This is a genomic window from Marivirga atlantica, from assembly GCF_016734805.1.
Classification (GTDB): domain Bacteria; phylum Bacteroidota; class Bacteroidia; order Cytophagales; family Cyclobacteriaceae; genus Marivirga; species Marivirga atlantica.
Window position 1 is genome coordinate 90998 of sequence record NZ_JAERQG010000006.1, and the last position, 7404, is coordinate 98401.

Sequence of the window (7404 nt, forward strand, 5' to 3'; positions counted from 1 at the left end):
TGGTCTATAGTTAAGTTATAAATTTCTTTTTTTCATTTCAGCTTTCGCGATTGCCCGGTCAATGGCTTCTGCCTTTGTGCATTTATTATGGACGTAGAATTCTTTGGCATGTTTTAAAACCAGCATCCTGACATCCTTATCCAGTGCGTTGAGACGGTGCTTATAGTCTTTGAATAAATGCTCTTCCATAGATTAAAAAAGTTTTAAGACGAAAAACGCCATGATCAACAAATAGGCGACATAAGCTGCATCAAATACGAATATTTGCCATCTGCTAAATCCATGAAGCTGATTACTCTGATGGATAAAAACCGAATAAAGCAATGGCATCAATCCTACAAAGGCCAGGTTGACCCAATACAATTGAAAATCCTCCACTGGAGTGGTTACCAGCGCCAACGGGAAAAATGCAACTGTCATGGTTATGGCATTGTCGGCTATCACGCTGGTGGTTCCTGCGGTAACCTCTCCACCTTTTACCACACTCCAGGTCTTAAATACTTCAGGGGCAGTGGTCATAATACCGGTGATGAACAGTCCTCCGACAATCTCTGATATACCCAAAACCGAAACGATGTTCTCAGTGGCTTTCACAATGAAAAATGCCCCGGCCGCTATGGCAAATGCCCCAGCAATGGAAAGCCATATTTTCTTTTGTGTCCATTCTACTTTTTCTCCTTCTTTTCGTCCTTTGACAATCGCGTGAATTAAAAAGGCACCATAAGCCCCGAGCATGATCCAACCGTCAATCGGTTGCAAGCCCCGCCAGGCTTTCGGTAAGGTTAACAAAGCCACCAGTGCGATTATACCCAAATAGGGCAATGACAAAACGGATACAGAACGCTTGTTTAAAGCCAATAGATTAGCATCCAAATGTTCTTGATGCTTGGACTTGTTTTTGAATTGTTTGCGTGAAGCAAAATAGGCTATCGTAACCATGAGGGGAATGGAGATGATATTGGAACCTAGTAAGTTTCCTAAGCCGATATTTGAAACACCCCGGGCAGCACTGGTGATGTTGATAGCTACTTCGGGACTTGCTGTTACAATCGCAAGGAAAGCAGCTCCTGCCGAAGCGGTAAGTCCCCATTGTTTCCGCAACATTCTGAGCGGTGTAAGCAATTGGTCAGCACCCCAATGTGCAGCCCAGGCGGCTGCTACTAAAACTCCTACCCATAACCATGTACTCATTCTTCTGCTTTTATCGGTTAATTATCTATTTAGATATTTTCAATATCCTTAAAGCCCCGCGCATTACGAAGGTGAAAACAATTGCCCCAATGGCCAAATCGGGCCATTTGCTGTTTAGGAAATAAACCAGCACACCGGCTAGGATCACTCCGCCATTCACGATAATGTCATTGGAAGTGAATATGGCACTCGCTTGCATGTGGGCCTCATCGCTTTTGGCTTTATTGATCAGCCAGAGCGAAACCAGGTTGCCGACTAGGGCCAGTACTGATATGATGATCATCCATTGAAACAGCGGTGTTTCGCTTTCGCTGAAAAATCTGCGCAATACTTCTGAAAAGCCTAAGAGTGCCAATGCCATTTGAAAATACCCACTGATTTTGGCTACTTTTTTCTTGCGAGAAATTGCTGCACCAACAGCAAATAAGCTCAGACCGTAGACGATGGAATCTGCCAGCATATCCAACGAATCAGCTACTAAGCCCATGGAGCGTGATATCCATCCGGTAGTCATCTCCACTATGAAGAAACCGAAATTGATACCCAGCACCCACCACAATATTTTTCGCTGTTTAGATTCGTCAGCAGCCAACGGCAGATCCACTTCATCTTCCGTACTTTCCAACCGGTCATTGAGTTTGAGTTCACTGAGGGCTTGATGGATTTTTTCAACTTCTTCGGTGTGATATACCTCCAGTTTACGATTGGGGATATCAAAAGAAAGCTGCTTTACCTCTTTATAAGGCTCCAGTTTCATTCGGATCATCTGCTCCTCGGAGGGGCAGTCCATTTTGCTGATATGGAATGTGGATTTTTTGAAAATATGCATTAAATTAATATCATAGCTTGCTACTCATTCAGGTTTCGTGTTTCTTCTTTTAGCTTACCTTCAAACATAGGCATAGGCCTATTTTTCTTTTCTTCCTCTGTTTCTATTACTCCATTTTCCTTGATATCATTGATCAACCATTGCATTTCCATTATTTCCCTACGTTGTGCCTTGATAATTTCGTTAGCAAGTTTCCTTACCCGCACATCCTTTATTTGAGCACGCTCACTTGTCAAAATAGCAATTGAATGATGTGGAATCATGCCTTCCATGTAGTCAACACCCGTGACGGTTACCTGACTTCTCACCAAACCAATACCACCGGCAATCAATAAGATACCCGACCCGATGATCGCTATGTTTGCGCCTCGCTTCTGGTACATATTCAGCATAAACAGGAGCATTATGATGATCATGGAACCAGCCATGATCAGCGTCATAAAAAGCCTTGTTTCACTAAACCAGAAGTGATCAATAATCTGGTAAGAATGGGTGTACATTAAAAAGAACATTGCTACCATTGCGGTAGCAATCATTGCAAAAAATTTAGCGTAATTGTTGCTGTTTTTGTGTTGGTTTTCCATCTTTTTTAATTTTTATACTTTAATTGTTTTAAAACTTTGCGGGTTAGTCAAGATATTATTGAGAACCTTCTTATTTATTTTTCTTACTCAAAGTTAATAACATTGTTACGGCCTCTTCCTACTCCTTATAAGCTAATAATCGCAGCGCATTAAACACCACCACTAACGTGGATCCTTCATGAATTAACACGGCAATACCAATGTTAGCCAGTCCAAAAATGGTGGATGGAATGAGTAATGCCACGATCCCTAGACTCACCCAGAGGTTTTGCTTGATTATGCCTTTGGCTTTTCTACTTAAACCGATAGCAAAAGGTAAGGTTTCCAGCTTGTCGGCCATCAGGGCAATGTCGGCTGTTTCCAGGGCTACATCACTGCCTGCTGCTCCCATGGCAATTCCCACCGTACTGTTGGCCATGGCCGGGGCATCATTTACACCATCACCTACCATTGCTACTTTAGATTCTTGTTCTTTCAATTTTTTTATGGCATCCACTTTTTCTTCTGGCAATAGACTGCCCCATGCGTCTGTCAGCCCAATTTCTTTGGCTACCGCATCGGCTACTTGTTGGTTATCACCGGTGAGCATGATCATTCGCTTGATACCCAGTTTTTTTAATTGTTCTAGCGTGTTTTTTGCTTCCTTTCTGGGCGTATCCATCAGGGCAATGATACCAATGTAGTCATCATTCTGACGGATCAGCATGGTGGTATTCCCGTCAGATTCCAATGATTTTACTTTTTCTTCTGTTTCCTTCTCGGGCTTATTATCATCCAGGGATTCAAACAAGTCCAGATTACCTATATACACTTTATTATTGCCCAGCGAAGCTTTGATCCCTTTCCCAAGCACCGCTTCCAGATCTTTCGCCTCGGGTATGTCAACACCATCCAATCGCTCTTTCCCATCCCGAACCACGGCTTTTGCCAGTGGATGGTCGCTTAAGGCTTCTACAGCTACTGCTATTTTCAACAGCTCTTCCTCGTTTACATCACCCAAAGCAATTACTTCGGTGAGCTTGGGCTTGCCTTCCGTTAGTGTTCCTGTTTTGTCAAAAGCCAGGGCAGTAAGCACTCCTAAATCTTCCAACGGACGACCACCTTTGATAAGCACCCCACTTTTGGCTGCCCGGGCAACTCCGCTCAGCACTGCACTTGGGGTGGCTATGGCCAAAGCACAAGGGCTGGCTGCCACCAATACGGCCATCGCTCGGTAGAAGCTTTCACTAAAAGACTCATCTATGACAAGAAAAGCAAAATTGAGCAGCACGACCAGTACCAATACCGAAGGCACAAAATACTTCTCAAATTTGTCGGTGAGGCGCTGCGTAGGTGATTTCTGGGTCTGGGCTTCATTGACCAGTTTCACCAGGCGGGAGAGTGTAGAATCCTTTGCTACCTTAATCACTTTGATTTCCAGCGTATTGTTGCCATTGATGGTACCCGAAAAAGCACGGTTCTCGTCTTTGATGTCTTTTTCTTCCGACCAGTCTTTATCGGGACTATCTACTGGCACTTTATCCACTGGTACACTTTCCCCAGTGATAGGAGCCTGATTAACACTACTGGTACCGCTTACAACCACACCATCTGCTGAGATTTTACTATTGGGTTTCACCACGATGATGTCACCGATGCTCAATTCCTCAATACCGACTTCTTCGGTCTTACCATTTCTCTTAAGCAATGCCGTTTTAGGAGCCAGCTCTGCCAAAGCAGCAATGGATTTACGGGCTTTGTTCATGGCGTAGTGTTCCAGTGCATGGCCCATGCTGAACAGGAATAACAATAAGGCGCCTTCCGCCCATTCGCCAAGAATAGCCGCTCCAATGGCAGCCACGAGCATCAGGAAGTCAATTTCAAAGCCTCCTTTGGCCACTGTTTGAATGGCTTCTTTGGCTGTAAAATAGCCGCCAAAGAAATAAGCTCCGATATAAAGTGAAAGACTTACCCAGGAGGGAACAGCTTCTATGTAAGAAAGTCCAAAACCAATACCTAACAGCGCCCCGCAAATGATGGAAAAGATCAGCTCCGTATTTTTACCAAAAATACCACCGTGTGAGTGGTCGTGATCTTCCCCTTCATCATGGTCATGGTGGTCTTTTTCTTCATTTTGTCGCACTTGTTCATCGTCTTCAGCAGTCTTTTTTATGTACTGTTCGACTGCTACTTCTGTGGTAATAATGTCTAGGCCTTCTTTACGCAAAGATTTAAGGATTTCCGCTTCATCTATCTTTGCTGTTTCAAATTCTAATCCGATCATACCAGAAGCAGACACTGCAGACTCTAAGACTCCATCTAATCCCTTGAGTGCTTCTTCAATTTTTCTGGCATGACGGGTATGACGAATTCCTTCTACCTCAATTAACCGGTGACCGTATTTATCAATAATGGAAGCACCTGTCCGCTTAGCTAATTTTTGAATCTGATCAATCGAAATTATCTCAGGATTATAGTGAAAGCATAGCTGGGGTACGCCATTATCTGTTTCATCTGCTACATGCACTTTTTCAAGGCCTTCTTTATCCTGAAGCTGTTGAATAAGTTTTTGCACACATTGATCCTTCTCATCCGGTACTTCTGGTAGGATAAGGGGTATTTTTATTTGTAGTTTTTTCATTATTCTAGTTTTTCAATTCTATTTTAAATAATGCCCTCATGAAGTTATATCACTTACTAATGCACAGAAATTGCATTTTTCAATTTGTACAATCAGCGCACTTTCCTTTTACCACCAAGTTTACTTCGCTCTTACTAAATTTTTCAGGTAGCTCAAAGCTTGGTATCCTGGACTTAGGAAGACAGTAGGTCTTCCCACATTTTTCGCAATGAAAATGGATATGTGCATCATTGTGCTCTCCTGTATCACAGGCATCTGAGCAAAGTGCATATTTGGGCACTCCGGTACCATCATCGATACTATGCACCATGCCATTATCTTCAAAAACCTTTAAGGTTCTATAAATGGTAGTCCTGTCCGATTTCTCAAAGTCTTTATATAGATCGGTAAGGCCTACTGCTGCTTCCTTACCCCTGAGGTACTCTAATACCAACAGCCGCATGGCCGTGGGTTTTATTTTGTGTTGTAATAGGTTTTCTTCTAAGTCCTTTATCATTTGCTTGAGATTATTCTTTTAAGGAATCACCTGTCTTTATTCTATACGCATCGTCTATTTCAGATACGTAAATAATGCCATCTCCCGGTTCTGGCGTTTTGGCTTTTCCGCATATCAATTGTACTGCTTTATCCATTTCTTCATTTTGGCAAACAAGCTCCAGTTTTACTATCGGGCTATCGGTAAAATGAAAGTCTAGTGAAGGTGATGCATCGGGATCTTTATGAGCTCCCGTACCTTCTCCTTTGGAAAGGGTTACACTTTCAAACCCTGCATCGCGCAGCGATTCTACCACTACCTGTACTCTTTTCGGCTTTATAAATGCTTTGATCTCTTTCATCTTGCTGTTTTTTTTAGATTTTTAATTTTTTTAAAGCTGCAAACGACAGTTGGCAAGAAAACTTGCCAAACTGCCTTTTGCAACTCATCTAGTGACTATGGGAAGTCTGGCTTTTCTTCATTTCAGAAATCAGGTAATAGGCGTTGTTCCATGCGACCTGGGTACCGTCAGGAAGTGGTTCTAATAATTTAATCTCTACCCATCCATCTTCTGTCATGCCTGTTCGCACTTCCACCGCTTTAAATGCCCATTCAGTCTTTCCGTCTTCTTCATGTGCTTCTGCCATAAAAATATAAGGCTTGCCTTCTTCTTCTATGATGGCGCTTTCAGGTAAGGCCTTTACCGGATTATTTCCGGTACGTATTTTACCATTGATGTACATACCCGGGATCAGAAAATCTTCCTTTTGATCTATCTCTGCATGTACATGTACGGCTTTTGGATTTTGCTCAAATTGTTTGCCTACCGAATAAATTTTGGCAGTCAACGTATTTCCCGGAACAGACTCCACAGTAAAGGACAACTTTTGTCCCTTCTTTACTTTATATACATCTTTTTCAAACACCATCAGGTCGGCATGAATATGGTCGGTATTGACAATCATAAACATCTCGGTCTGAGGGTCTACATATTGGCCAACCTGAACCTCTACTTTTTCAATGTATCCATCAATTGGACTAACCACCGGTACATATTGATAGATATCACCATCCTGTACTTTTTTCACATTCAGACTTAGCTGCTTCAATTGGGCTTCATAGCCTTTCACCTCACCCCTCATGGCCTGGTAGTCCGCCTGGATTTGCTGATAGGCCTTCCCTGAACCTACTTCCTCTTCGTATAACCTTTTCTGTCGTTGGTTTTCTTTTTCTACAAACTGTAGTTGGCTGTAAGCCCGTACATAGTCAGTCTGTAATTTCGTCAGGTTAGGGTGGGAGAGATATGCCAACACCTGTCCTTTGCTCACCTGATCTCCCTCTATTACTTTGATGGAAGTAACATTGGCTCCCAATATAGCAGTAACAGTGGCCTCGTACTGTGGTGGCACTTCTAACTGGCCATTTGCTTCTACCACACCCGATAGTCCGCGAGTGGGTAGTGTGTCAATCTTGATGCCCAGGCTTTCAAATTTGAGGTCTGAAAGGTGAAGCTCAGCCATCCCTTCTTCATTATTTTCGCTTTCACCTTCGTGCCCAGCCTCGCCCTCACTGTGTTCCTCGTGAGAAGCTTCAGCTGAGCTATCAGCAGACTTGCTTCCGCAACCCGTAAATACTGATACCATCAGTACCAGTGCTACTATATATATAATTTGCTTTTTCATTTCTTCTATTATTTGTCTGACTT

8 protein-coding genes are annotated in these 7404 nt (G+C 42.9%); all 8 read right to left on the reverse strand.

What is annotated here, in order from left to right; all coding sequences use genetic code 11:
- Nucleotides 1-15 precede the first annotated feature (15 nt).
- On the reverse strand, nt 16-189 hold the full coding sequence (locus JKP34_RS17820; protein ID WP_201924567.1) for a hypothetical protein: 174 nt from the start codon (nt 187-189) through the stop codon (nt 16-18).
- Between the two features lie 3 nt (nt 190-192).
- A complete protein-coding gene (locus tag JKP34_RS17825; protein WP_201924569.1) occupies nt 193-1191 on the reverse strand; it encodes a sodium:calcium antiporter in 999 nt (332 codons plus the stop codon).
- 25 nt (nt 1192-1216) lie between these two features.
- Nucleotides 1217-2020 carry a cation transporter gene (locus JKP34_RS17830; protein WP_201924571.1) on the reverse strand — a complete coding sequence of 268 codons (804 nt, stop codon included), beginning with the start codon at nt 2018-2020 and terminating at the stop codon, nt 1217-1219.
- Nucleotides 2021-2040: 20 nt separating this feature from the next.
- Nucleotides 2041-2604, reverse strand: coding sequence for a DUF305 domain-containing protein (locus JKP34_RS17835; protein ID WP_201924573.1), 564 nt, complete (start codon nt 2602-2604; stop codon nt 2041-2043).
- 118 nt (nt 2605-2722) lie between these two features.
- Nucleotides 2723-5224 (reverse strand): heavy metal translocating P-type ATPase, encoded by a 2502-nt coding sequence (locus tag JKP34_RS17840; protein ID WP_201924575.1) that lies wholly within the window; start codon nt 5222-5224, stop codon nt 2723-2725.
- Between the two features lie 79 nt (nt 5225-5303).
- Nucleotides 5304-5720: a Fur family transcriptional regulator gene (locus tag JKP34_RS17845; RefSeq protein ID WP_201924578.1), complete on the reverse strand. Its 417-nt coding sequence runs from the start codon at nt 5718-5720 to the stop codon at nt 5304-5306.
- Nucleotides 5721-5730: 10 nt separating this feature from the next.
- Nucleotides 5731-6060 (reverse strand): P-II family nitrogen regulator, encoded by a 330-nt coding sequence (locus JKP34_RS17850; RefSeq protein ID WP_201924580.1) that lies wholly within the window; start codon nt 6058-6060, stop codon nt 5731-5733.
- A gap of 88 nt (nt 6061-6148) precedes the next feature.
- Nucleotides 6149-7404: efflux RND transporter periplasmic adaptor subunit (locus JKP34_RS17855; RefSeq protein ID WP_236665067.1), on the reverse strand; the 1256-nt coding region annotated here is incomplete at its 5' end.